The sequence below is a fragment of the Vibrio sp. Vb0304 genome (genome assembly GCF_033338995.1).
GTDB classification, from domain to species: domain Bacteria; phylum Pseudomonadota; class Gammaproteobacteria; order Enterobacterales; family Vibrionaceae; genus Vibrio; species Vibrio alginolyticus.
Genome location: NZ_JAWOTT010000219.1, coordinates 1 through 1,198 on the forward strand (window position 1 = coordinate 1; position 1,198 = coordinate 1,198).

Sequence of the window (1,198 nt, forward strand, 5' to 3'; positions counted from 1 at the left end):
ACGTGCCGCCGAAGAAGGGGGATTGAAGCGCCTTAATTTGTCGGTTGAAGATTTGATCGACATTGCCAAAAGTATGGGCTTGGATATCCGCTGGGTTGACCGAGCGCCTCAAGATGTCATCGATGAATTGGGCGTAAACGCCAAGCAATTGATTACGTCATTCATGGAACCTCCGGGCACCATTTATCTCAACAAACGGATGCGCGACTACCCTACCCGTTTAAAATACGACTTATCGGTATACATTGGCCACCGCGTATTGCACAGCAGCGACGCGATGAATAACGTGCTCTCCATCGGACATCAGAATAACTGGGAACAAATGGACAGCCCCGTGTCGAACTCTGAGCTCAATTCGCAAGACATTCTGCAAGCTTGGCGAGACTTTGAGTCCAGCTTTTTTGCAGGAGCTCTGCTTTGCCCTAAAGTGCCATTTCGTCAGTTGCTCGACCGCTCCGGTTACGAAATTGATGTTCATAAAAAAGCAGGAGTTTCACCATCGGTTGCGATGCGCCGCATGACCGTTGTGTCACCATATCCCCATTGGCACTATTTCGACGCGTACGGGCCGGGCAAGCTTAAAGCTGTGTATCGAGGGAATGGCATCCCATTACCTTGGGGCAACATGCGCAAAGTGAATGACCCATGCCAACACTGGGCGGTATTCAGACGCCTATCCCAACCTTTAGATACGAGCTCTGCGCAAATCTCGATTTTGAATGTGGGTGACGAGCCACGCATTTATTGCTGTGAATCGGTCAACGTATTTGACCCGGCGGGGAACAACCGAGTGTTGTGCGCAGGGATAGATTTAAACCCTGCGATTTCAGCACAAGGTGGCGATGCGGTTTCCATAGCGGAAGAGTTGAAGTCTCTCTGTGTCGCTTCCGGCGGAAGCAGTGTTATTCCGCCTCATATCAAAAAAGACTTAACTACGATCGCTAAAATCTTAAATATCAATTGGATAGAACGCGGCATTCAAAGCCAAGCAAGATTGATTTGTTCAAGAGGGGCGGTATGTCCAAGACAACCAAGCTGTTACAGCAAATGCGGGGAAGCGGACGAGACGGGTGACAATGTGAATATTATCGGTCTCTAGAAAGAAAAAACGCCAATCACAAGAAAGGTGATTGGCGGTATATACTTGTGAACAATTTGTATTCACTAACAACGTCAGTTGGCTAGGTGACCCTCGGCT

1 protein-coding gene is annotated in these 1,198 nt (G+C 48.7%); it reads left to right on the forward strand.

Annotated elements, in window-relative coordinates; translation table 11 throughout:
• The coding region (locus R7P35_RS25135) for a DUF3612 domain-containing protein (protein ID WP_318093118.1) at positions 1-1,099 on the forward strand (1,099 nt) is incomplete at its 5' end.
• Positions 1,100-1,198: the final 99 nt, after the last annotated feature.